The sequence below is a fragment of the Streptomyces sparsus genome (genome assembly GCF_054776295.1).
Genome location: NZ_BAAHCA010001460.1, coordinates 1 through 821 on the forward strand (window position 1 = coordinate 1; position 821 = coordinate 821).

General features: G+C 76.7%; 1 protein-coding gene and 1 pseudogene. Both read right to left on the reverse strand.

Going from position 1 to position 821, the window contains the following annotated elements; translation table 11 throughout:
* Nucleotides 1-77: 77 nt before the first annotated feature.
* Nucleotides 78-602, reverse strand: a complete 525-nt coding sequence (locus tag ACYVE9_RS29035; RefSeq protein ID WP_461030859.1) for a D-glycero-alpha-D-manno-heptose-1,7-bisphosphate 7-phosphatase — start codon at nt 600-602, stop codon at nt 78-80.
* Nucleotides 599-821: pseudogene (locus tag ACYVE9_RS29040) on the reverse strand (transferase); the annotation flags it as partial. The pseudogene ACYVE9_RS29040 and the gene ACYVE9_RS29035, both read right to left, overlap by 4 nt.

An 821-nucleotide genomic window follows, 5' to 3' on the forward strand; every position in this document is an offset into this window, starting at 1 on the left:
GGCGGCCGCCACCGCCCGGACCGCCGGCCCGGCCAGGAGCACGTCACCGAAGCTGTCGAGCCGTGCGACCAGCGCCCTCACGTCTGCCCTCCCAGCACCTTCTCGGTGGCGTCCAGCAGGTCGGCGGCCACCACCGGCGCCCGATCGATCTCCTCGGGACGGGTGCGGGGCGTGGGCACCAGCACGCCGCGCGCGCCCGCCGCCTCCGCCGCGGCCATGTCGCTGCCGATGTCACCGATGACGACGCAGTGCCGCGGCTGCACCCCCAGGCCGAGCGCGGACCGGTGCACCAGGCCGGGTGCCGGCTTGCGGCAGCCGCAGCCGGCGTCCCGGCGGTGCGGGCAGACGCACCACATGTCGAACCGGCCGAGCAGCTCCTCGACCCGGTCGTGCACCAGGAGCAGCTCCTCCCAGTGCACCAGCCCCTCGTCGACCACCGGCTGGTTGGTGATCACCCCCAGGCGCACCCCGTGGGCCCGGAGCCGGCGCAGCGCCTCCCGAGCGCCCGGCATCGCCCGCACCAGCTCCGGGTCCCGATTGGCCGGACGGTCCTGGATCAGCGTGTCGTCCCGGTCGAAGAGGACGGCACGCACCGGGATCATCGGTCACTCCACGCCGGCGCGTCCCGGTACCGCAGTCCGCCGCGCAGCCGGTGCTGCACCGCGAGCGGCGGGATCACCACACTGGTCGCCGCCATGGTCAGCACCTCCCGGGCGGTCCGGGGGCCCGGCAGGATGCGGGCCGCGGCGAACTCCGCGGTGCCCGCCAGCCACAGCCCGGCCGCCACCGCCGCCGCCCGGCGACGACCCGTCACGGCCAGG